At 63.0% G+C, this 22,256-nt stretch carries 18 protein-coding genes and 2 pseudogenes; 9 read left to right on the plus strand and 11 right to left on the minus strand.

All coding sequences use genetic code 11. The features are described from left to right. The first annotated feature begins 251 nt into the window (after nucleotides 1–251). The 5 genes from ARADN35_RS0105375 (at nucleotide 252) to flhC (ending at nucleotide 4,828) form a co-directional block, all read left to right on the plus strand. A complete protein-coding gene (locus tag ARADN35_RS0105375; RefSeq protein ID WP_010459831.1) occupies nucleotides 252–1,406 on the plus strand; it encodes an aromatic ring-hydroxylating oxygenase subunit alpha in 1,155 nt (384 codons plus the stop codon). Nucleotides 1,407–1,547: 141 nt separating this feature from the next. Beyond that, nucleotides 1,548–2,459 carry a DMT family transporter gene (locus ARADN35_RS0105380; RefSeq protein ID WP_029413377.1) on the plus strand — a complete coding sequence of 304 codons (912 nt, stop codon included), beginning with the start codon at nucleotides 1,548–1,550 and terminating at the stop codon, nucleotides 2,457–2,459. Between the two features lie 90 nt (nucleotides 2,460–2,549). Next, entirely contained in the window at nucleotides 2,550–3,452 is a 903-nt protein-coding gene (locus ARADN35_RS0105385; protein ID WP_010459834.1) for a sulfurtransferase, read from the plus strand. A gap of 440 nt (nucleotides 3,453–3,892) precedes the next feature. After that, a complete protein-coding gene (gene flhD / locus ARADN35_RS0105390) occupies nucleotides 3,893–4,219 on the plus strand; it encodes a flagellar transcriptional regulator FlhD (RefSeq protein WP_008902803.1) in 327 nt (108 codons plus the stop codon). A 48-nt stretch (nucleotides 4,220–4,267) separates the two neighbouring features. After that, on the plus strand, nucleotides 4,268–4,828 hold the full coding sequence (flhC, locus tag ARADN35_RS0105395) for a flagellar transcriptional regulator FlhC (protein ID WP_010459839.1): 561 nt from the start codon (nucleotides 4,268–4,270) through the stop codon (nucleotides 4,826–4,828). A gap of 130 nt (nucleotides 4,829–4,958) precedes the next feature. Here the strand turns inward: flhC and ARADN35_RS0105400 are convergent, their stop codons facing one another. Further along, nucleotides 4,959–5,474 carry a FlgO family outer membrane protein gene (locus ARADN35_RS0105400; RefSeq protein ID WP_010459841.1) on the minus strand — a complete coding sequence of 172 codons (516 nt, stop codon included), beginning with the start codon at nucleotides 5,472–5,474 and terminating at the stop codon, nucleotides 4,959–4,961. 89 nt (nucleotides 5,475–5,563) lie between these two features. Continuing rightward, nucleotides 5,564–6,322 (minus strand): hypothetical protein, encoded by a 759-nt coding sequence (locus ARADN35_RS0105405; RefSeq protein WP_029413384.1) that lies wholly within the window; start codon nucleotides 6,320–6,322, stop codon nucleotides 5,564–5,566. Nucleotides 6,323–6,526: 204 nt separating this feature from the next. Between ARADN35_RS0105405 and ARADN35_RS25940 the strand changes: the two genes are divergently transcribed. Continuing rightward, nucleotides 6,527–7,936 (plus strand): AI-2E family transporter, encoded by a 1,410-nt coding sequence (locus ARADN35_RS25940; protein WP_010459845.1) that lies wholly within the window; start codon nucleotides 6,527–6,529, stop codon nucleotides 7,934–7,936. A 652-nt stretch (nucleotides 7,937–8,588) separates the two neighbouring features. On the opposite strand, the gene ARADN35_RS27210 is transcribed toward ARADN35_RS25940, so the two are convergent. From ARADN35_RS27210 to ppc, 9 genes and pseudogenes are all read right to left on the minus strand, one after another. Beyond that, nucleotides 8,589–9,236, minus strand: a complete 648-nt coding sequence (locus tag ARADN35_RS27210; protein ID WP_081474570.1) for an RHS repeat-associated core domain-containing protein — start codon at nucleotides 9,234–9,236, stop codon at nucleotides 8,589–8,591. After that, nucleotides 9,217–9,828, minus strand: coding sequence for a tetratricopeptide repeat protein (locus ARADN35_RS27820; RefSeq protein ID WP_139019168.1), 612 nt, complete (start codon nucleotides 9,826–9,828; stop codon nucleotides 9,217–9,219). The genes ARADN35_RS27210 and ARADN35_RS27820 overlap by 20 nt, the downstream gene beginning before the upstream one ends. Next, nucleotides 9,825–10,211 (minus strand): hypothetical protein, encoded by a 387-nt coding sequence (locus tag ARADN35_RS27825; RefSeq protein ID WP_139019169.1) that lies wholly within the window; start codon nucleotides 10,209–10,211, stop codon nucleotides 9,825–9,827. Before ARADN35_RS27825 ends, ARADN35_RS27820 begins: the two co-directional genes overlap by 4 nt. 66 nt (nucleotides 10,212–10,277) lie before the next feature. Continuing rightward, nucleotides 10,278–10,841, minus strand: coding sequence for a sigma factor-like helix-turn-helix DNA-binding protein (locus ARADN35_RS28485; RefSeq protein WP_244265851.1), 564 nt, complete (start codon nucleotides 10,839–10,841; stop codon nucleotides 10,278–10,280). A gap of 15 nt (nucleotides 10,842–10,856) precedes the next feature. Continuing rightward, a pseudogene (locus ARADN35_RS28490) lies at nucleotides 10,857–11,159 on the minus strand (transposase); the annotation flags it as partial. A 138-nt stretch (nucleotides 11,160–11,297) separates the two neighbouring features. Next, nucleotides 11,298–11,606, minus strand: a complete 309-nt coding sequence (locus ARADN35_RS27830; RefSeq protein WP_139019170.1) for a hypothetical protein — start codon at nucleotides 11,604–11,606, stop codon at nucleotides 11,298–11,300. Nucleotides 11,607–11,623: 17 nt separating this feature from the next. Continuing rightward, complete coding sequence (locus ARADN35_RS0105425) at nucleotides 11,624–15,145, minus strand: RHS repeat-associated core domain-containing protein (RefSeq protein WP_159103181.1); 3,522 nt, start codon at nucleotides 15,143–15,145, stop codon at nucleotides 11,624–11,626. 429 nt (nucleotides 15,146–15,574) lie between these two features. Beyond that, nucleotides 15,575–16,360, minus strand: a pseudogene (locus tag ARADN35_RS28785) (DUF6531 domain-containing protein); the annotation flags it as partial. A 126-nt stretch (nucleotides 16,361–16,486) separates the two neighbouring features. Continuing rightward, a complete protein-coding gene (ppc, locus tag ARADN35_RS0105430; protein WP_010459854.1) occupies nucleotides 16,487–19,276 on the minus strand; it encodes a phosphoenolpyruvate carboxylase in 2,790 nt (929 codons plus the stop codon). A 132-nt stretch (nucleotides 19,277–19,408) separates the two neighbouring features. Here ppc and hemC point away from each other — a divergent pair, with 132 nt between their 5' ends. From hemC to ARADN35_RS0105445, 3 genes are read left to right on the plus strand one after another with little or no spacing between them, the layout of a single operon-like run. After that, nucleotides 19,409–20,347, plus strand: coding sequence for a hydroxymethylbilane synthase (gene hemC / locus ARADN35_RS0105435; protein WP_010459856.1), 939 nt, complete (start codon nucleotides 19,409–19,411; stop codon nucleotides 20,345–20,347). Nucleotides 20,348–20,358: 11 nt separating this feature from the next. Then, nucleotides 20,359–21,171, plus strand: coding sequence for a uroporphyrinogen-III synthase (locus ARADN35_RS0105440; protein ID WP_010459858.1), 813 nt, complete (start codon nucleotides 20,359–20,361; stop codon nucleotides 21,169–21,171). Continuing rightward, nucleotides 21,168–22,253, plus strand: coding sequence for a uroporphyrinogen-III C-methyltransferase (locus ARADN35_RS0105445; RefSeq protein WP_010459860.1), 1,086 nt, complete (start codon nucleotides 21,168–21,170; stop codon nucleotides 22,251–22,253). The genes ARADN35_RS0105440 and ARADN35_RS0105445 overlap by 4 nt, the downstream gene beginning before the upstream one ends. The last annotated feature ends 3 nt before the right edge of the window (nucleotides 22,254–22,256 follow it).

Raw genomic sequence — 22,256 nt, forward strand, 5'->3', positions numbered from 1 at the left:
AAACCGGTGATTTTAGGCGCACCGGTACACCATCCGTGTCAGATGCGGTCCGATCCGTGACGCCGCTCTATTTTCAGAAAGCGATGTTTTCTATTCACGTAGCAGGGGTGCGGGAATAACCCCACCGCCTATAATCCCATTCCAGTCGAGCCGGCTAGCCCCCCTAGCCGGTTTCCTTTTTTCCAGATGCGCATTCCCAGGCGCACCTCCCGCACTTTCCCCCTGTGGGGAGTCTTTAGGTCAGGTCACCCATGTCTGATTTAAGTCTTCAACTGCAGCAGGCCGCAAGCCAACTACCAGTTTCAAGCTACTTTGACGATGCGCTGTTCCAGCGCGAGCTGGATTCCATCTTCCAGCGCGGGCCCCGCTACGTGGGGCACCAATTGGCAGTGCCCAATACGGGCGACTACTACGCCCTGCCCCAGGAGGGCGAGGGCCGTGCCCTGGTGCGCAACGCCCAGGGTGGCGTCGAGCTGGTCTCCAACGTCTGCCGCCACCGCCAGGCCGTCATGCTCAAGGGCAAAGGGTCGCTGAACACCCAGCAAAAGGGCAGCGCGGGCGGCAACATCGTGTGCCCCTTGCACCGCTGGACGTACAACCCCCAGGGCGAACTGCTGGGCGCACCCCACTTCGCGCACGACCCGTGCCTGAACCTCAACAACTACAAGCTGCGCGAGTGGAACGGCCTGCTGTTTGAAGACAATGGCTACGACGTGGCCGCCGACCTGGCCCAAATGGGCCCGCGCGCCGACCTCGACTTTGGCGGTTACGTGCTCGACCACGTGGAGCTGCACGAGTGCAACTACAACTGGAAGACCTTCATCGAGGTCTACCTGGAGGACTACCACGTCGGTCCCTTCCACCCCGGCCTGGGCAGCTTTGTGACCTGCGACGACCTGCGCTGGGAGTTCGGCAAGAACTACTCGGTGCAGACCGTGGGCGTGGCCAACCGCCTGGGCAAGGCCGGCAGCCCCGTGTACGAACGCTGGCACGAAGCCCTGCTGGCCTACCGCGAAGGCAAGCCGCCCAAATATGGCGCCATCTGGCTCACGCTGTACCCGCACATCATGGTGGAGTGGTACCCGCATGTGCTCACGGTGTCCACGCTGCACCCCATCAGCCCCACCAAGACGCTGAACATGGTGGAGTTCTATTACCCCGAAGAGATCGCGGCGTTCGAGCGCGAATTCGTCGAGGCACAGAAGGCCGCCTACATGGAGACCTGCATCGAGGACGACGAAATCGGCGAGCGCATGGACGCAGGCCGCAAGGCGCTGCTGGCGCGCGGCGACAACGAGGTCGGCCCCTACCAAAGCCCCATGGAAGACGGCATGCAGCACTTCCACGAGTGGTACCGTGAGGCGATGGGCTCGGACACCATCGACCCGGCCACGCCAAAACGCTGAATACGGCGGCAAAACCCCGCCAATCTGCAGGCCCGCCGTGGTCTGCTCTCATTACAATAGCTGCCAGTGCTTAAAAAAATAAGCGCTGGCAGCTATTTTCATTTCTGCGCCCCACGGCGCGCTTCAAGAGATCACAACCCGATGCAAGCCCTCTGGATGGTGTTGGCCGCGTTCCTGTTTGCCAGCATGGGCGTGTGCGTCAAGATCGCATCGGACTTCTTCAACTCGGCCGAGCTGGTGTGCTACCGGGGCCTTATCGGCATGTTCATCCTGTGGCTGCTGGCGCGCTCGCAAAAGGTGCGGCTTGCCACGCAATACCCTGGCATGCACGCCTGGCGCAGCCTGGTGGGTGTGACATCGCTCGGTGCCTGGTTCTTTGCCATTGCCCACCTGCCACTGGCCACGGCCATGACGCTCAACTACATGAGCAGCGTGTGGATCGCCGCCTTCCTGATCGGGGGCACGCTGCTGGCCTGGCGCCCCTCGCCAGCCACCCCGCGCCCTGCCCTGCAAGGCCCGCTGGTGCTGACCGTGCTGGTCGGTTTTGTGGGCGTGGTGCTGATGCTGCGCCCCAGCCTGGACCAGAACCAGGCCTTTGCCGGACTGATCGGGCTGATGTCCGGCCTGACGGCTGCGTTTGCCTATATGCAGGTGGTGGCGCTGTCGCGCCTGGGCGAACCCGAATCGCGCACCGTCTTCTACTTCGCCGTAGGCTCTGCGGTGGCGGGCGGCGTGGGCATGCTGTTCACCGGCACCTCGGACTGGCCGGGCTGGCAGGCGTTGTGGCTGCTGCCCATCGGGGTTCTGGCAGCGGGCGGCCAACTGTGCATGACCAAGGCCTACGCCAGCGCCAAGACCCAGCGCGGCACCCTGGTGGTGGCCAATCTGCAGTATTCGGGGATCGTGTTTGCCGCTGTCTACAGCGTGCTGCTGTTTGGCGACAAGATTCCGCCCATCGGCTGGATCGGCATGGCACTCATCGTGGGCAGCGGCATTGTGGCCACCATCCTGCGTGCGCGGGCTGCGCCCGGGGCACCTGCCGAAGAACACTGATGGATACGAAGTGACGAGCACACCGCGTACCAAGATGGCCACAATGGAACCCCTTTCGACGCACTCCGTCACTTTGCCCATTTTCTGCCGATGACCCCCTACACCACGCTCATCTCCGCCCCCGACCTGCAAGCCCTCATCGCCAGCGGTGCGCCGCTGATGGTGTTTGACTGCAGCTTCGACCTGATGCAACCCACGGCAGGCGCGCAGCAATATGCGCAAGCCCATATTCCCGGCGCCGTGTACGCCGACCTGAACAACGACCTCAGCGCCAAGCACGGTGCACCCGGCGCCACCGGCACGCTCACGGCACAAGAGGCCGACCAGCCCGCATCCGGCGGCCGCCACCCGCTGCCCAGCCGCGAACGTTTTGCCATGTGGCTGTCCAGCGTGGGTTTTGCCAACGGCATGCAGGCCGTGGTGTACGACCGCCAGGGCGCCAACTACTGTGGCCGCCTGTGGTGGATGCTCAAGTGGGTGGGCCATGACGCGGTGGCAGCGCTCGACGGTGGGCTGCAGGCCTGGCAGGCCAACGGGGGTGCCGTGAACAGCGGCGACGAGCCCGCGCACTTCCAGTCCAACTTCCAGCTGGGCGAACCCCTGCGCCAGCTGGCCACGGCCAGCGACGTGCTCGCGCGCCTGCAGCAGCCCGGCCAGACCGTGATCGACGCCCGCGCTGGCGCCCGCTACCGGGGCGAAGTGGAGCCGCTGGACCCCGTGGCGGGCCACATTCCAGGCGCGCTCAACCGCCCCTTTGCCGAGAACATCGGCACCGACGGCCGCTTCAAGCCTGCCGCCGTGCTGCGCGCAGAGTTCGACGCCCTGCTGGCCGGCCGCAACCCCGCCACCGTGGTGCACCAGTGCGGCAGCGGCGTGAGTGCCGTGCCCAATCTGCTCGCGATGGAGGTTGCAGGCCTGGGCACGACCGCACTCTTTGCGGGCAGCTGGAGCGAGTGGTGCAGCGACCCCACGCGGCCCGTCGAAAAGGGCTGAGAGCGACCCCAAAAAACTTCAGGCGCCGTGGCTGCGTCTTGCCGCACCACGCGCACTGCCTTGCGACACAACGCCTGGCCAAAACCGCCTCGCTGGGTTCTTTTGCGGCTCTGAACGGGGGGGTGCCGGTCCGTATCAGGCGGCAAGGGTTGCAAAAGCGCAAAAAAGATGGTTTTGCAGGCGCTATCAAAACCATGAGCAGATCCCGCACACACGGGCCCGAGGCCGCAGCAAGCCACACCCTGTGAAATGCCGGACGGTGCCTGATCGGCTTGTAGGGCAAATTCCTACATGACCCACCGCGAAACCAGACACGCGGCACAGCCAAACCCCGACTTAATTTCTGATTGGGGCGGTTTCACAATCCATTTCAACGGATCACGCAAAACCTGCAATCAGCAGAAAACGCAAGACCCGGTACTGGAAAAAAGGAAGCTGCCATGACCAACGAACAACTCCTCGCTGAAATCCGCGAAGCCAACCTCACCTACCTGATGTTGGCCCAGACCCTGATTCGCCAGGACAAGGCCGAAGCCGTGTTCCGCTTGGGCATGAACGAAGAGTCTGCCGATATTCTGGCATCTCTGTCGGCAGCGCAAGTGATGAAACTGGCCTCCCGCAACACGCTTCTTTGCAGCTTCCGCGTGGACGACAACCTGGTGTGGAGCTTGCTCACCAACCACTCTGCCAAGAAGGTGGGCAACGAAGCCACCAACACGCTGCACGCCAACATCCTGATGGCCAGCCGCGTGTCGGAAGTGCTCTGAAGCATTTGCCCACGGCCTTCTTCTCCCAGTCTCCACCGAAAGCCCGCCATGTCCACCAACGCCCCCGCTGCCAAAGCCCCCGCCAAGAGCGTGCTGAACGAATCCAAACAGATCGAACGCGCGGCCATGCTGATCCAGATGGGTGCCCGCATGCAGGTGCTCGAATCGGAAACCACGCTGTCGTATGAGCGCCTGATCCGGCTGTACAAGGAGATCGCGGGCAAGTCACCGTCGAAGGGCCAGTTGCCCTTCTCCACCGACTGGTTCCTGACCTGGCAAGAGAACATCCACAGCTCGCTGTTCTTGAACATCTACGAATACCTGTCCAAGGGCGTGGACCTGGATTCGGTGGAGCTGCTGACCAAGGCCTACCGCCTGTACAACGAACAGGTCGCCACGGCCGAGATCGAACCCCTGCTGTCGTTCACCCGCGCCTGGCGCCTGGTGAAGTTTGTGGATGCCGGCATGTTGACGCGCACCAAGTGCAGCCAGTGCAGTGGCCAGTTTGTGACCGAGCTGTACGAGAACCGCCACTTCACCTGCGGCCTGTGCAACCCACCCGCCCGCGCTGGCAAGAGCAAGACAGCCGGTGCACTGATGCTGCATTGAGAAATTGATGGAAAATCGCCTCTAGCGCTTTATTCACAAGCGCTAACAGCTATATTTTTTATAGCAAAAAAGAAACAGCCCCTCAAAGGGGCTTTCCTGCATGTGGCATGCAGTCCTCCATGCTCACCGCTCAACGCCCGGCCAGCAGCGCCCGCACGTTTTCATCCATCGGCACCGCATAGTTGTGCGCAGCCACCACGGTGTTGCCCACCGGGTTCACCAGCTTGAGGCTGATGTACACCACCGACGTGGACACCGCATACGTGCCCACCACCACGGCCTGCGCGTCCTGCGCCTGGCTCACCTCGCGCACCTCGCGCGAGAGCAGCAGCTCGCCCTGGTCGCGCTGCAGCAACAGGTTCTCGCGCAGTTTCACCTCGGTCACCTTCAGGCCCCGGTGCACCATGCGGCCCGCGATCTGCTCGGAGAAGATACGGCCCAGCCGCGATGACTCAGTGAGCCGGTCCACACTGACCAGCGTGGCCACCAGCACGGGCTGGTTGGCGTCCAGCGGTGCGTATTGCAGCAACGCATCGGTGGCGCGGTCGTTCAGCTCGATGAGGTTGCTGCGCGATATTCCGCCCGCCCGGTCACCGTAGTAGTAGCTGTGCATCGGGTTGGTCACGCAGCCCTGCAGCAGGCCCATTGCCACGAATGCCACCAACGAGAACGCCACAGCGGGCGCCCAGGTCGGCGCCCGGGTCGGCACCCTGTCGCAGAAGGATGGCCGGGCCGTCATGGTGCAACCACCCGCCAGGTTTTCACGGGCGTGGGCGGCGGGGGTGCGGGCGGGGGCGGTGGGGGCATCTCGGGCGCCTTGGTCTTGTAGAGCACCGAATCCTCCTGCTCGATGTAGTACACATCGGCGGTGCGCGCCAGATAGCGGTCCCCGCCCTCCAGCGACGTGGTGATCAGCACCTCGGTGCGCGTGGGGCCGCCTGCGGCCGGCCCGCTGATGGCGTACTGCGTGAGGTCGGTCACCAGGCCCAGGGCCGTGACACCGGCCAGCATCGAGCCCGCGCTCTGGTGGTACAGGTACCAGTCGCGCGCCACGCCCACGCCCAGCGCCAGGCGCGTCCAGGGCAAGGGGCCCATGCTGTTGACCCGCGCCTCGTGCTGCACCAGCTGCGTCTCGAACGTCATGGTGACCGCCGTAGGCTGGGTGGACAACGTCACGCCCTTGTCCAGCAGCCGCGTGATCAGCAGCTTGCGAAACCCGTTGTTGAAGCTCGTATCGCCCGCGGACGGCGCCACATAGATGGGGTACTCACCCGCAGGCCAGGCGCTGATCTTGCCGGCCACGCGGCTGGCCACGTCGTCGGCCAGCACATCCCAGTGGTGCACGGCGCGCGCCTTTTTCTGGTCGCTGACGGGGTAGTTGTCGGCACGCGGCACGTCCAGGGACGAGCAGCCCCCCAGCAGCAGCACGGCCGCCACGGCGGCGGTGGCAGCCGCCCAGAACGGCACCCGGGCGAGGGATCGGTGGTGTTTCATGCGCACGAGCCCCTGGTAGTGGTGGTATTGAAGGTGACGGCGAAAAGGTGCATGCGGTCCAATGGCATTGCGCCATCCTAGTGGGGGGAGGCAGCGGCCATCGGCCAATAAGCGCCGGATTTGCATCGCACTTTGGCGGCGCCCCCTGCACAGCAGGGGTGGGCACCTACACAACCCCGGCAACACCTGCCGCACAATCCGCGCATGACCGCGCCCGCCGCCCCCCCGTTGCCGCCCAACTCATCCCCCGCCCCGCTCGCGGCCGAGCCCGCACCGGAGGCCACGCCGGCAACCAGCAGCCCCGGCGCAGGCACGCCGCACCCACCGGCGCCACCATCGCTGGCCCCCACGGCCCAGCCCGCCCCTCCCCCACCAGCCACACCCGAAACCACGGCAACCGCCACCGGGGCCACCACTGCCCAGGCGCCCGCGCAGGCTACCGCCGCGCCCACCCCCCACCCCGATGCGGCCGCCACCGCATCCACCCCCGCCAGCGCATTCCTCCCCGGCCCGCTCATGCTCCACATGCCCGTGGACGTGCGCAACCTCTCGCTCGCGCTGCTGGCGCTGTTTGCCAGCGTGGCCCTGCTCCACTGGGCCAGCGCCGTGTTCATCCCCATCATGCTCAGCCTGCTGCTCACCACCGCCCTGCGGCCCGTGGTGGAAGTCTTGCGGCGCTGTTATGTGCCCCGCTGGCTGGGGGCGGGTGTGTTGCTGATCGCCATCGTGTTTGGCTTGGCCAGCGCCGCCTGGTCGCTGAGCGACGGCGCCGCGCAACTGGTGGACTCGCTGCCCGTGGCCGCCAAGAAGGTGCGCGACAGCATCAAGGCGCGCAGCGGCGCCAGCAGCCCGCTCGACACCATGCAAAAGGCCGCCACGCAGATCGAACAGGCCGCCAACGAAAACAGCGCCGCCGCCAGCCCACCCCGGCGCGGCGTGCAGCGCGTGGTGGTAGAGCGCCCCCCCTTCAACATCCGCGACTACCTGTGGAGCGGCACCATGGGGCTCATGTCTGCGCTGGGGCAGCTCACGGTGGTGGTGTTTCTCACCTTCTTTGCGCTGGCCTCAGGCAACCTGTTTCGCAGCAAGCTGCTGCGCATCGCGGGCACCAGCCTGGAGCGGCGCAAGGTCACCATCCACGTGCTGGAAGACATCACCAACCAGATCCAGCGCTACCTGATGGTGCAGGTGTTCACCAGCGTGCTGGTGGGTGTGGCCACCGGCCTTGCCTACTGGGCCCTGGGCCTGGAGAACGCCGCCGTGTGGGGCGTGGTGGCCGGGGTGCTCAACCTCGCACCCTACATCGGCTCGGCCCTGGTCACGGGCGCATCGGCCCTGGTGGCCTTCCTGCAGTTCGGCACCCTGGACATGGCCCTGGCCATCGGCGGCGCATCCATGGTCATCCACACGCTGGTGGGCAACCTGCTCACCCCCTGGCTCACCAGCCGCACCAGCAGCATGAGCCCCGTGGCCGTGTTCGTCAGCGTGCTCGCCTGGGGCTGGCTGTGGGGCCTGTGGGGCCTGCTGCTGGGCATCCCGGTGATGATGGCCGTGAAGGCCGTCTGCGACCGGGTGGAGGATTTGAAGGCGGTGGGGGAGTTGCTGGGGGATTGAGGGGCCGGGTGGGCGGTCAGGCTGTCGCCCAGTGGGCGGCTGTGTTCTACCGTGATGCTGCGGTTGCTGGTCCATTTCACCAAGGCAACCAATGCAAGGCCGGGCAACGCTGGGGACGCTGGCGTGTGACTTGTAATCTGGCCCCGGCAAAGACGAGGACCAAGGCCAGCAGGGTGTGGAGCCTGCTGGCCTTGCCGGGTTTGGAGCCAAATTGGCCGCTAGCGCTTGATAGACAGGCGCTACCAGCTATCAATTTAGGAGTTTTCAATAGCTGCCAACCAAACCCCGGTGGGGAGTGTTGCGCGGTTGAGGCAAAAGGCAAGACCTGACCCTAATAAGTAACTGTGCCACGGCCACGGGACAGGGTGCTCTACCAGGTGGGCGCGCACCCTGTTCAGCTCCTTGAGAATGCAATAGGTGTCACGGATTCAGTCTGAGTTTGGCCCCTTCTTTGTCCCCACTTCCTCAGACTCTTTCGAGCTAGAGTTGACTCCTTGCGCCAAGACTAATGCGGCCAACACGCACAGTCCACTTAAGATCAGCAATGTGACATCAACCCACATCGGGGCTACTGCTGTGAACACTCTTTGCATTATCAGGAGTACTGCGCCAACCAATAGAAAAAGCAGTCCAGCTATTTGTCGAGGAGTTTTCATTTGGCCTCGCAAACCGGAGGTTTGATCTCGCAATGCTCAAGCAATGGACCGATTGCATAACCAAGTGAACTAACGGCAGTAACTGGGTTGGTGAAAACGGAAACACCGCGCACAATCCAACTCATGGCTCGCGCCCCTGCGCCCAATTGCAGCGCAACTTTAGGTACTTGATTAGCAACCGTATTGCCAGCGACGGCGCCACCGCCCTTCACCACAACACCTACACCCAAGATGCACGCAGTGCTGTAGGTCTTTGTTTCGCTGAAGTATGGACCAGGCAAACCAGCAGCAGCCAAACCAGCCGCACACATGGGATCCGTCGAACCATCACAAATACCTCGCTTGGTAATAGTGAAGTTTGGGTCGTATTTATCACCGTCTCGGCCATAGGGTATCCCTGCAACACGGTCCGCCATCGCACTGATGCCATCAAGGCCCTGCGGATCAATCATGCTCAGCGGATTGCCCCCCACATAGGTAAACGGATTCCACCCCCCATCCAACCCAATGGGATCCCCCTGCGTATACCGCCCCGTCCTGCTGTCATAGCTGCGGTGGTAGTTGTAGTGCACATTCGTCTCGCTGTCGCACTGGGCAGTTCCGTCAGTCGTCTTGTTTGCATTCCTATGGGTTGGAGTTGAGATATTCTTCCGCTTGCCAACACCCGAGTTGAGATGATTTTCTCATCATTTCTTTTACATGCCGTCGCGATTCCGCCGCATCGGAAGTATTCTCCAGAAATAACGCCGCATAGTAAATGGCCAGCGGCCATTCTGCCTTAACGGCCTCGTTTAACCAGTACAGTTCTAAATCAGAATCTCGTTTTTGCCCGCAGTCTCCGTGGGCGAATATCCGCGACAAATGAAATTGAGCCTCTGCGCATCCTTCCTCGGCCAACTGCAAGAACAGGGAAAAAGCACGAGAATTATCAACGGGCGCCCCGTCACCAAATTGCAATAAATAGGCCAATTTAAGTCTATATTCTGCAATTCCAGCGGTCGCCCTGGATTCAATTATCTGGACATATCGTCGCTTGTACCGAACTGCCGCGAGCTCATCTTTTTCAACCCCATCGCCGTCCCGAAAAATTAGTGACAGGTAGAGAAATGCCTCCTCACAATCGCTTTTGGCCAACTCTAAAAATTGCGTCAAAGCAATAGACATTCTGTCAGTCTCGTAGCTGTCGACTGCAGCACGAAGTAATTCCGCTTGGCTTGCTGGGTCTTCGTTAGTCATTCGCACACATCGCCGAGGTTATTCAGGAAATCTGCATTACACGTCTCTTCATAGCTATTCGACATGAGAGCGCCAAATAGTGTGCCACCCAGGGTCAAATACCGAGCTCTAATTCTTGGAAGTCGTTCAGGACGGTGATGAAAAACTTCTCTGGCAGCCTTGGAGAGGTACTTCGTTTCGTTAGGATTCAAACTTTTGCAGACCTTGAGTTCCTTCTTAGTGAAATTACCCTCTGGATCAAGCGCCTTATTGTTCGTGACATCCCAACGTTTATTCGGATCATCATTTATGTGTACATGATATGCCGTTTTCCCATCTACTTGGGTCGTGTGCTCACCGTAGTTGGTGCCGCCTTTTGGCATAGGGTTAGCATGAAATTCCACACCGTCCTTTTTGTACGGTCAAAGGGGTCAGGTCTTGCCTTTTGCCCCAACCCCTTCAGATAAGCACTACTCAGAACCAGCCAATATCGCAGCCCGATGTGCCGACACGATACGGCTGACACGCGACACGGACAAGCCCAATTGGCGCGCGATCTCTGACAGGCTGATTTGTGACGCGTAGTGCGCCTGCACCAAGGCCCGATCCCGCGTGGGGCACTCGGCAAGCCAGTCTTGCAGGCTCTTGGGGCTGGCACGCTGTTGTTTGGGGATTTCTTTGGCGCTCACGGCGCGGTCACTGGCCAGCGCCTGCATGCGCAGCACGAAGTCTTCATTGCCCAGATACATTTGCTGGCGCAAGCCCTGGGCCCAAAGTTGAACCCCCTGCCCCGCTTGCACCAACGCGACATAAGCCTGGGCCGCCTGAGCCCTTGCCTGTGCATCCTGTGCATCGCGCCCCAGCAGATAGCCCCACACGGCCTGGGCATCCAGCCAATCAGGCGCAGGGCTCAGACCCGCCAGCGCGTGGTAACTGCACCACGGCCACTGGGCAGGATGCTCTACCAGGTGGGCGCGCACCCTGTTCAGCTCCACATAGCGGCACACCTCCAGAAGGTAGGCATCCCGGTCCACCAGGATGGCTTTGAACCGCCCTTGAAAAAGATGCCCCACCTTGCCGTGGCGCCGATTAAAGCGCTGGGTATAGACACCATTGATATGGCGCATCAAAAGCGACAAGTTCGGTTGCCGGGTGTGCAGCACAAAGTGGTAGTGGTTGTCCATAAAGCACCAAGCCACTGCACATGCATCAAAGCGATGCAGCGCTTGGTCCAAAACGCTCAACAGGTCTTCACGGTCAACGTCACCCACAAAGATGGGTTCACGCCGGTCTCCCCGCGAAGTCACGTGATACACCGCACCTGGAAACTCGATTCGCAGGGGTCTTGCCATGTTCAAGCCTTTGGAAACTCACTGATCAATCTGATGGTGCGAGAGAGTTTCTATGGGTTGATGGCAAAAGGCAAGACCTGACCCCACCGACCCCTTGACCCCACCGACCCCTTCAATCCCATTGGCATCTACCATGCATCATCGAAGACCAAGCAAATTTACGACCTCTTTTGGATTAACATAATAGCAGCGCACCATGTGATTGCAATAATCTGCGATTGTATTAATAACAAGCGCGCCGCTATTTATTTCAGTCGTGATTTTTCGATTGGCAACATCTCGGATGTCATCGTTTAATTGATCAAACTCACTGCGCAAAAAATCAGAAACTCGTGCGGATTGGAAATCGCTCGCGAAATTCATGTCTGGCCTAATCTCTTCAATTGCCAAGCCAAAAATTTCCGCAATTCTCGCTCGAGCGTGCAAACAAATAACTTCTTCAGACACGGGGGGCATTGATACCTCTATCGCTGGCAACTGCAGTTTTCTGGGGAGTGAGCCTGTTCCAGCGCCTGTGCAATGATGGTCCAATCGTAGAAGCCTTCGAAGACCACTGCGCCCGTAGCAGCAGCTCCAGCGGCCATACCTGCGCCTGTTCTTCCCCACTCACGAAGAGCTCTGCTGCCGACACGGCCAGACCATCTGCTTAGCTGACTTGTGTAAGGGTTAAGTTGAGATTTCGGAACCCCAAGCCCACGAAGCTCACCCGGGGTTTTTGGCATCGTGCCGACTGCGAAGTCAGCACTAAGCGTCGCCAGAACAACGTACAAGTCAAGCCTGTTTTCCCGGATGTAATCTGCAAATTTGTCAAAGCTAAAACAGCGGGAGACGGGAGGGGTCATCCATTTGATTGCCCCCGAATTGGCTAGTCCCAGTGGGTCTGCGTAAATCAACGGATTTGCATCTACATAGGCAAACCGATTCCACCCCCCATCCAACCCAATAGGATCGGCTTGGGTATACCGCCCCGTGCTCGGCGCGTACGTGCGGAAGTAGTTGTAGTGCAGCTTCGTCTCTTTGTCGAAGTACTGCCCCGGATACCGCAGGTTGAACGTGACTTCCGGGATGCTGGTGGCGCCCGTGGTCGGTGTGGTGGTCTCGCTGGTGAATCGCTTGGCCCCGATGGTGGGCTGTTCGTCTCCAAACGCACTGTACGCCCATTGCCATGCCACCTGGCCGTCGGGCTGGGTGAGTTTGCGGGGGGTGTTCAGGTGGTCGCTGTGGACGGCGTAGGCGGTTCCCTTGATCACTGCCGCTATCGGCATAGGGCCGCTGGCGGTGGGCAGGTAGAGGTATTGCGCGGTGCCTGAGCTGTTGGTGCCGCCCGAGCCGTATTCGCCCAGCAGGCTGCCGTCTTCTGCATACACGTAGCTGTAGCCCAGTTTCTCGGCATCGCTGGTGCTGGGGCTCCAGAGCTTGCTCCAGAAGTTCAGGAGCTGCTGGATGAGGCCGGGTTGTTCTGCACCGGGGTGGTCGCTTTCTTCGTCGTCGGCCAGCAGGTTGTTCAGGTTCTTGTTGCTGCCTTGCTTGGCTGCGCTGCTGTACAGCGGCTCGGTCTTGAACACGCGCTGGCCCAGGGCGTTGTGGGCGTATTTCGTGGTGGGGGCGTCTTCACCTTCTCCGGTGCTGGCGCTCTCCAGGCGGCCTTCGCTGTCGTAGCGGTAGGTGGTCAGGCCGTCGCCCAGCAGGTCGCCTGCGCTGTTGTATTGGTAGGTGACGCTGGTGTTGGCGGTGTTGCTGCCTTCCGTGGTGGTTTGCGTAAAGCCCAGCAGGCGGTTGTGGCTGGCGTCGCCGCCGTAGGTGCGGCTGGTGCTGGTGGCGGCCACGTCGCGGGTGCTGGCCGTGCGGTTGCCGTTGGCGTCGTACTGGAAGGTGGCGGTGTCCACGGGGGCGTTGGTCGCCGTGTTCTTGGTGAAGCCGGTGATGCGGCCTGCCGGGCTGTATTGCACCGTCCAGGTGCTGGTGACCTGGCTGATGGTGCTGGCCTGGGGGTTGGTGCTGGTCGGGCGCCAGAGTTTTTGCGTGAGGGTCTGGATGCGCCCTGCCGTGTCGTACTGGTAGCTGCTGAAGTCGGTGGCGGTGAGCTGGCCTGCGGTGTTGTAGCTGCGGGTGGCGGGGATGGCGGCCATGCCACCGGGCAGGCTCCAGCTCCAGCCGGTGGGCTGGCCCAGGGGGTTCCAGGTGATGCCGGTGACCAGCGGTTGGCCCGCCCAGGTCAGGCCGGTGATCTGGCCGGTGGTGTTGTAGACGTTTTGCAGCACCTGCCCGCCGGGGTAGCTGGTGCTGGCCAGCAGGCCCTGGGCGTTGTAGGCGTAGCTGACGCTGCGGGTGTCGCCGTTGATCAGGGCCTGGGTTTTGGTGGTGATGCGGCCGTGGGTGTCGCGCTGGTAGGTGGTGGTGCCGCTGGCGTCCACGATCTCGCCCAGGAACCCTTTACCCGTGGCCGTGAGGTCGTAGCGCAGGCTGGTGATGCGCCCGCCCGCATGGGTGATGAGGGTGGGCCGCCCGAGCAGGTCGCGTTCGATGGTGGTGGCCTGGCCCAGGGCGTCGGTGATGGTGCTGGGCAGGCCCAGGGCGTCGTACTGGGCCGTTTCAGCACCGCTGTCGGGGCTGGTCTCGGTGGTGGCGTTGCCCAGGGCGTCGCGGGTGTAGGTGGTGGCCACGCCTTTGAAGTCGGTGGCCTGGGTGACGCCATCGAGGGCGTTGTAGCTCAGGGATGCGGTGGCGTTTTCTGCGTTGGTGAGGGCCTTGGTGCGGCGCAGGGCGTCCAGGCTTTGGGTGGTGCCCTGATTCAGGCCGTTGGTGGTGGCCACCCAGTCGCCGTTGCTGTCGTAGCCGTAGGTGGTGGTCTGGCTGCCCAGGGTGACGCTCTCCACCCGGTTGATGCTGTTGATGGTGCGCGCCAGGCGCCACACGAGCTGGCCCTGGGCGTTGCGCAGGTCTTCGCGGGTGCGGTTGCCCATGGCGTCCAGGGTGTAGGCGCCCGAGTTGCCCCGGTTGTCGCTCCAGCCCGTGAGGCGCTGGGCGGCGTCGTAGGTGTAGGTGACCACATGGCCGTGCGGCAGGCTGGCGGTGGCAACCTGGCCGCTGGGGCGGTAGGTGAGCGTGGTCAGCAAGCCACCCCGGTTGGCAGTGAGCATGCGGCCACGGGCGTCGTAGGTGTACGTGCTGACCAGCCCCGTGGGCGCGGTGTGGCTGAGCACGCGGCCTGCGCCGTCGTGGGTGTAGGTGTCTACATGGCCCAGGGCGTTGGTGGCGCGGGTGAGGTTGCCTGCGCTGTCGTACTGGTAGCTGGTGGTAGCGCCGTTGGGAGCGGTCTCGGTGGCGACCAGGCCGCTCGCGTGGTAGGTCCAGGTGGTGGTGCGGGAACCGCCCGAGCCACCACCGGTGTCGGTGATGGTCTGGGTCAGAGAGTTGCCCAGGTTGTCGTAGGTGTAGGTGGTGACCCGGCCCGGTTCGGTGATGGTCAACGGCAGGCGCCATTGGGGGTGCCACGTGATTTGGGTAGTGCGGGATTCGGGGGTGCCTACGGCCTCGGTGACGGCGATTGGGAGGCGGCGGGGCGCATCCCACTGGTAGGAGGACTGGTTGGTATAGAACTGTTGGTATTCATGCTCAATGAGGCCATCTTCACGCACCGTGCGGGAATAAATGGGAGGCTCGCCGGGGGACGCTGGCGCTGGGGACGACCCGATAAAAATCAACTCGTTTCCATAAATGCGGAAGGTGTGACTGCGGCTGGTGCCAAGAGGATCTACATACCCGTCTTTTGCAGGCACCGTGTACTTGTCCACCCCTCCCGCTTTTTCTGTACTGAGCGCCCAGCCCTCCGCGTCGTATTTGAAAGTGGTGTATCGCACGCCGTGCTCGTCAATGCGCCCGGCCAGCAAGGAACCCACCTTGGCAGTAGCGTTGGTATATGCGTACTGAATGGTGGTGCCATCGGCCTGACGCACAGACGTTAGAAACCCAGTATCCGAGTACATCAGCGACACGCTGCGCTGATCGCTGCTGGTAACAGAGATCAGCGCGCCATTCAGAGCGCCTCCATACGTAAACCGCAGACTCTGGCCAAAATTATTCTGTACCACAGCAAGAAGATCCTGCGTGTTGTAGCCATAGGTCAGGCGCCAACCGTTGCGATAGAGCTGTTCTTGCAGCAGGCCCTTTTGGCCAAAGGTGTACCGTATCTCGGCTTCACCATCATTGAATATCCATTGGGAACCATTGAGGAGCAGTGTTTGAAGCTTGTTCCGTCCCACAAAGGCCGAATTGCTGTTTGGCCGATAGAAGTAATTAAACGTCCCATCACCCATCTGGATTCGGACCACCAAAGGCCCTGTGCCCACATCCACGCCACTTTCAGAGCCACCTTTGGAGTGGATCTCACCACTGGTATCCGCTGCGGCAACCGTAAGGTGAATATTGTGGTTATGAAGCCAGCCGACCCCCATGGAGCTCTGAACCGGCCCTTTGAAGTAGCCGCTGAACCAAATATCTTTGTCCCGTGCTCGATGGCTTCGATAGATCCGCCGGAACTCCAGCGGCATGGGGCCTGCACTGGCCAAGTCCACCGATGACTCCACCTTTTCCCGAGTGGGAACAAGAATGGGGTTGCCTTTGAGGGCAGTTTTGGGACATGTTTCACAAGGCGGCGGGGTTTTTTCCGCCGGGCTGACACACATGTTGCTCTGCAGATCAAAAGCCCAATATCCGCTTGTGCCGCTCCAATCGTGATTGCATTTAATAGAGCGACTGGCATATATTTCTACCGCCCCGGTTGAAATATCCTCACATTTTCCAGCTCGAATCCAACCATACGTGATATTCAGAGATCTCGATTGCCAGATGGATGCATTTGATAAAATGAAACCATCCTTGGTATGAACAGTTGTCGTGCCGGCCAGCGAATGCGAAACTGCACACATATTTTTGAAGTTGGGATTCGAATAAACGAGGTAGTTCATCGTTTCATGAACAGCTTTAGCCTCAGAAGAATACCCACTTCCCAAATCAGGCGGCGCAATGCCATACCCCGATCCATATACCCATTCCGTAAAGCCATCAGGCTTCAGGCGGCAGATCATGTAACCCGCCGGGTTCCCTTCAATGCACACATCAAAATAATTACCCTGAGCCTGCGCCTGGCCGCCAGCCCACATCGCAATCAATATAAAAACCGCCCTAAAAAATGCACTCATGGGCGCTCCCTCTCTTATTATTAATAATCAACCCGCTCAGGAAATATTGAACATGCGAGCAAACCCCACAACCGGAGAAAATCCTAAACAATCCCCGGTAGGCCTCTCAATTTCAGCCACATCCTGCTAGCCGGTATTCCTCAACCCCGCAGCAATCCCATTAATGGAAATGTGAATCCCCGTCTGCACCCGTTCATCCCCCTGCCCTGCGCGCCAACGGCGCACCAGTTCCACTTGCAAGTGGTGCAGTGGGTCGATGTACGGAAAGCGGTGTTTGATGGAGCGGGCCAGGGCCGCGTTGTGAGTGAGGCGCTGTTTTTCGCCGGTGATGCGCGTGAGGGCATCGGCCGTGCGGTGCCATTCGGCCTCGATGCTGGTGAACACCTTTTTGCGCAGGCGTGCGTCGGTCACGAGTTCGCTGTAGCGTGAGGCCAGGGCCAGGTCGCTTTTGGCCAGCACCATGTCCATGTTGGACAGCAGCGTGCGGAAGAACGGCCATTGGCGGTACATCTTTTGCAGCAGGGCCAGCTGGGTCTTGGGGTCTTTGCCTTCCAGGTTCACAAAGGCATCGACGGCCGAGCCAAAGCCGTACCAGCCGGGCAGCGTGAGACGGCACTGGCCCCAGCTGAAGCCCCAGGGGATGGCGCGCAGGTCTTCGATCTTCTGGCTGGCCTTGCGGCTGGCGGGGCGGGAGCCAATGTTGAGCTCGGCGATCTCGCGGATGGGCGTGGAGTTGAAGAAATACTCGGTGAAGCCCGGGGTCTCGTACACCAGCGCGCGGTAGCTGCCCATGCTGGCCAGCGAGAGCTGCGCGGCGGCATCCAGAAAGGCCTTGGTGGCGGGCTTGGTGGGCTGCAGCAGCGTGGCTTCGAGCGTGGCAGCCACCAGCGTCTCCAGGTTGCGGCGGCCGATCTCGGGGTTGGCGTATTTCGACGCGATGACTTCGCCCTGCTCCGTCAGGCGGATCTGGCCGCGCACGGTGCCGGGGGGTTGCGCCAGGATGGCCTGGTAGCTGGGGCCGCCGCCCCGGCCCACGGTGCCGCCCCGGCCGTGGAACATGCGCAGCTGGATGCCGTGGCTGGTGGCCAGTTCGTCAAACAGCTCCACCAGCGCGATCTCGGCACGGTACAGCTCCCAGTTACTGGTGAAGATGCCGCCGTCCTTGTTGCTGTCGCTGTAGCCCAGCATGATGTCCTGCTCGCCGCCGCTGCGCTGCACCAGGGCGGCGACGCCGGGCAGTGCATAGAACTCGCGCATGATGGGCGCGGCATTGCGCAGGTCTTCGATGGTTTCGAACAGGGGCACCACGATGAGGTGGTTCTTGGACTCGGCATCCAGGGTGCCGCTCATCAGGCCCACCTCCTTTTGCAGCAGCAGCACTTCGAGCAGGTCGCTCACCGTTTCGGTGTGGCTGATGATGTAGTGGCGGATGGCCTCGTGGCCGAAACGCTCGCGCATCACGCGGGCGGTTTCGAAGATGGCCAGCTCGCCCTGGGCGTGTGCGGAATACTGCGCACCCACCACGCGCAGCGGGCGGGCGTCGTTGAGCAGCTTGATGAGCAATGCGCGCTTGGCGGCTTCCTGCAAGCCTGCGTAGTGAGGTTCGATGCGGGCCGTGGCCAGCAGCTCGGCCACCACTTCTTCATGTTTGTCGGAGCTTTGGCGCAGGTCCACCGTGGCGAGGTGAAAGCCGAACACCTGCACGGCGCGGATCAGCGGGTGCAGGCGCTCTGCGGCCAGGGCTTCGCCGTGGTGCGACTTCAATGACGCTTCGATCACACGCAGGTCGGCCAGGAATTCATCTGCGCTGCCGTAGGCGTTTTGCGGGGCCACGGCGTGGCGTGCGGCCTCGCCGCCGGTCAAGTCCTTCAGCGACGCTGCGAGGCGCGCATAAATGCCGGTGAGGGCGCGGCGGTAGGGCTCGTCCACGCGGTGTTCGTTGGTGTCGGGCGAGCGCTGGGCCAGCGCCTCCATCTCGGCGGACACCTGCACCAGGCGGGCCGACAGCGACAGCTCGCCGCCCAGGTAGTGCACCTCGGTCAGGTAGTGGCGCAGGGCCACCTCGGCCTGGCGGCCCAGGGCGTAGCGCAGGGTTTGCGCCGTCACGTTGGGGTTGCCGTCGCGGTCGCCACCAATCCACTGGCCCATGCGCAGAAAGCTGTGCACGGGGTACTGGCCCAGCTCGTTTTCCAGGTCGGCGTAGATCTTGGGGATCTCGCGCAGGAAGGTGGCTTCGTAATACGACAGCGCGTTCTCGATCTCGTCGGCCACGGTCAGCTTGCTGTAGCGCAGCAGGCGCGTTTGCCACAGCTGGGCCACCCGGGCGCGCAGCAGGGCTTCGTTGGCGGCCAGCTCGCGGGGGGTGAGTGCGTCCTTGGCGCTGTTGTAGAGCTGGGCGCGCACCTGGATGTCGTCGCGCGTGGCCAGCAGCTGGGCGATGTCGCGCTCGGCGTCCAGAATGCTCTTGCGCTGCACTTCGGTGGGGTGGGCGGTGAGCACGGGGGCCACGTAGCTGCCCGCCAGGGTCTGTGAAATCGTCTTGGGCGCAATGCCAGCCCAACGCAAGCGCGACAGGGCGACCTCGATGCTGCCCTCTTGCGTGTCGCCCGCGCGTTCGTGCACGGCGCGGCGGCGGATGTGGTGGCGGTCTTCGGCCAGGTTGGCCAGGTGGCTGAAGTAGGTAAACGCGCGGATCACGCTCACCGTCTGGTCGCCCGACAGCGACTTGAGCAGCTTCTTCAATGCGCGGTCGGCCTCCTGGTCGGCATCGCGCCGGAAGGCCACGGAGAGCTTGCGCACCTGCTCCACCAGCTCATACGCGGCCACGCCCTCCTGGTCCCGGATCACATCGCCCAGAATGCGGCCGAGCAGGCGGATGTCGTCAATCAGGGGCTGGTCCTTGTCGGATCGTTTCATGGTGCGTGGGTCTCCGGAGGTGGGTAGGTGACCTGGCGCCGCCTGCCCCCGCGTCCCCCGGGGCGCACCGGCCCCAGTGCGGGCGCATGCTAGCATCGCCCGCCCCTGAATGATTACAAACAGGTTACGAACTTGAGCCTCGCCCATTCCCCCCTTTCCATCGTCATTGCCACCCGAGAGAGCCGCCTGGCGCTGTGGCAGGCCGAGCATGTACAGGCCCTTTTGCGCGCACGCGGCCACCAGGTGGAGCTGCTGGGCATGACGACCAAAGGCGACCAGATCCTGGACCGGTCGCTCAGCAAGGTGGGCGGCAAGGGCCTGTTTGTGAAAGAGCTGGAAGTGGCGCTGGAAGAAGGCCGCGCGCACATTGCGGTGCATTCGCTCAAGGATGTGCCCATGGAGCTGCCCGAGGGTTTTGCCCTGGCCTGCGTGATGGAGCGCGAAGACCCGCGCGATGCGTTTGTCTCGCCCCGCTACGAAAACCTCGACGCCCTGCCCCAGGGCGCGGTGGTGGGCACCTCCAGCCTGCGCCGCCAGGTGCTCCTGCAGGCCTTGCGGCCCGACCTGAAGATCGAGCCGCTGCGCGGCAACCTCGACACCCGCCTGCGCAAGCTGGACGAAGGCCAGTACGACGCCATCGTGCTGGCGGCGGCGGGCCTGAAACGCCTGGGGCTCGAATCCCGCATCCGCTCTGCGTTTGCGCCCACGGCCATGCTGCCAGCGGCGGGCCAGGGCGCCTTGGGCATTGAGGTGCGCAGCGACCGACAAGACCTGATCGACGCGTTGGAGCCACTTGCGCACCAACCTACCTGGCTGACCGTGGCCGCCGAACGCGCCGTGAGCCGCGCTATGGGCGGCAGCTGCTCGATGCCGCTGGCGGCGCATGGCACGTTCACCGACGGCGTGCTGCAGCTCGACGCCGCCTGGGGCGACGTGGACACACAGGCCCCGCTGGTGCGCGCAGCGGCCAGCGCCGCCGTCACCACGCTGGCACAGGCCGAGGCGCTGGGCGACGCGATTGCGCAGCGCCTGCGTGCCGGTGGCGCGCGGGGCGCCGAACCCCTGAATTGATTGGCCAAGCCATGCCCCGGGTGATCGTCACGCGGCCCGCCCGCGAGGCTGCACACTGGGTCAAGCTGCTGAGCGCGCGCGGTGTGCATGCCGTGGCCCTGCCGCTCATCGCCATCGGCCCCTGCCGTGATGCGGCGGCAGAGCAAGCACTCACATTGGCGCATGCCCGGCTTTCGCAGTACCGGGCGCTGATGTTTGTCAGCGGCAATGCGGTGGTCCATTTTTTTGAGGCGAATAAGGCCCCAGCGCTTGATGGACAAGCGCTGGCAGCTATAAAAACAAGAGCATGGGCACCTGGCCCCGGCACGGCACGAGCGCTGGAGCAGGCCGGTGTGCCGCCTGGCTGCATCGATGGCCCGGCGCCGGATGCCCCCCAGTTCGACTCGGAAGCGCTGTGGCAGCAGGTCTTTGCACAGATCCGGCCCGGCGACTGCGTGCTGATCGTGCGCGGGAGATCCGACACGCCCCAGGGTGTGCATGAAAGCCAAGGCAACGGCCGCGACTGGCTGGCACGCCAGATCGAGGCGGCGGGCGGCACGGTGGAGTTTGTGGTGGTCTACCAACGCGGCGCACCGCATTTTTCGGCGCACGAGGTGGCGTTGGCGCAACAGGCGGCGCACGACGGCTCCATCTGGCTGCTGAGCAGCTCTGAAGCCGTGGCCCACCTGGCCGAAGCCCTGCCAGGCCAGCACTGGGGCGCCGCGCACGCGCTGGCCACCCACCCGCGCATCGCCGAAGCGGCCCGCGCAGCCGGATTTGGCACGGTGCGGGAATGCCGTCCGGCGCTGGAAGACGTGGTGGCCTCGATAGAATCGGCCGCATGAGCTCCGCGCCCCCCAACGAACTGCCCCCCGCACCACCCGCAGCGCCCATGGCGGCACCCGCAGCCCCCGGCCGGGGCGGTGCGGTGACGCTGCTGCTGGGCGCGGTGGCCGCGGTAGCGCTGGTGAGCAGCGGCCTGCTTTGGCAAAAGCTCAGCTCCATCCAGGAACAACTGGCCCGGCAGTCTGCGGATTCGGGCGCGCAGGCCATCGAGGCCCGCACCATGGCGCGCCAGGCCGAAGAACTGGTGCGCGAGACGGCCGCCCGCCTGTCGGTGGCCGAAGCGCGGGTGAGCGAAGTGGCACTGCAGCGCAGCCAGCTCGAAGAGCTCATGCAAAGCCTGTCGCGCTCGCGCGATGAAAACCTGGTGGTGGACATCGAATCCGCCATTCGCCTGGCCCAGCAGCAGGCCCAGCTCACAGGCAGCCTGGAGCCCCTGGTGGCCGCCCTCAAAAGCGCCAACCAGCGCATAGAACGCGCCGCCCAGCCCCGTCTGGCACCCGTGCAGCGCGCCATCGGCCGCGACCTGGACCGCCTGACCCGCGCCACCGTAACCGACACCGCCGGCCTGCTGGGCCGCCTGGACGACCTGGTGCGCCAGGTGGACGAGCTGCCCGTGCTGAACGCCGTGGCCCAGGCCGCCGCCACCCGCCGCCTGGCCGCAACACCCGCCCCAGAAGGCACCCCGCCACCCAGCCAGGGCAACCTGGCCTGGTGGCAGGCTGCCCTGCAGCGCAGCTGGGAGGTGGTGCGCGACGAGGCCCGAGGCCTGGTGCGGGTGAGCCGCATCGACCAGCCCGAGGCGATCCTGCTGGCACCCGAGCAGACCTTCTTCCTGCGCGAAAACCTCAAGCTCAAGCTGCTCAACGCGCGCCTGGGCGTGCTGGCGCGCCAGTTTGAATCGGCCCGCGCCGACCTGGCGGCCGCCACGGTGGCACTGAACAAATACTTCGACCCGGCCTCGCGCCGCACGCAGAACGCGGCCAGCACGCTGCAGACCGCCCAGGCCAGCATGAAGGCGGCCGAGCAGCCGCGCCTGGACGAAACGCTCTCTGCGCTGGCTACCGCTGCTGCTGGACGCTGACGA

It is taken from the genome of Acidovorax radicis N35 (genome assembly GCF_000204195.1).
GTDB classification, from domain to species: Bacteria; Pseudomonadota; Gammaproteobacteria; order Burkholderiales; family Burkholderiaceae_C; genus Acidovorax; species Acidovorax radicis.